This is a genomic window from Vibrio sp. 1978, from assembly GCF_033344345.1.
The window spans coordinates 1-970 of sequence record NZ_JAWPOP010000194.1 but is presented as its reverse complement, the minus strand read 5'-3'; the positions used below and the strand labels follow the sequence as shown (position 1 = coordinate 970).

General features: G+C 47.7%; 1 protein-coding gene. It reads left to right on the top strand.

All coding sequences use genetic code 11. The annotated features are described in order from the left end of the window. Positions 1 to 970, top strand: a 970-nt coding sequence (locus R8N49_RS25455) for a flagellin (RefSeq protein ID WP_318190254.1), incomplete at both ends; no start/stop codon positions are given.

The window sequence follows — 970 nt, the reverse complement described above, 5'->3', positions numbered from 1 at the left end:
CGTCTCCGCGATGACCGCGCAGCGTTACTTAAATAAAGCGACCAACGAGCTTAATACCTCGATGGAGCGTCTATCATCAGGTCACAAAATTAACAGTGCAAAAGACGATGCAGCAGGTCTACAGATCTCTAACCGTCTAACGGCACAGTCTCGTGGTCTTGATGTGGCAATGCGTAACGCGAACGATGGTATCTCTATCGCTCAAACGGCTGAAGGTGCGATGAACGAAGCAACGTCAGTGATGCAGCGTATGCGTGACTTGGCTATCCAGTCATCAAACGGTACTAACTCTCCAGCTGAGCGTCAGGCAATCAACGAAGAATCAATGGCGTTGGTTGACGAACTGAACCGTATCGCAGAAACCACATCATTCGGTGGTCGTCGTCTATTGAACGGCTCATTCGGTGAAGCGGCATTCCAAATCGGTGCGAGCTCTGGTGAAGCGATGATCATGGGTCTAACCAGTATTCGTGCAGATGACACTCGTATGGGCGGTGTGACATTCTTCTCTGAAGTAGGAAAAGGCAAAGATTGGGGTGTTGATCCAACTAAAGCCGATCTAAAAATCACGCTTCCTGGCATGGGTGAAGACGAAGATGGTAATGTTGATGATCTAGAAATCAATATCAACGCGAAAGCGGGTGATGACATCGAAGAGCTAGCAACGTACATCAATGGTCAATCAGACATGATCAACGCGTCTGTAAGCGAAGATGGCAAGCTGCAAATTTTTGTTGCTCATCCAAACGTTCAGGGTGACATCTCGATCTCTGGTGGTCTTGCTTCTGAGCTAGGCCTAAGTGATGAGCCAGTAAGAACATCAGTACAAGATATTGATATGACAACGGTTCAAGGCTCTCAGAACGCGATTTCTGTACTGGACTCTGCACTGAAATACGTGGATTCACAACGTGCGGATCTTGGTGCGAAACAAAACCGTCTGAGCCACAGCATCAACAACTTGGCAAAT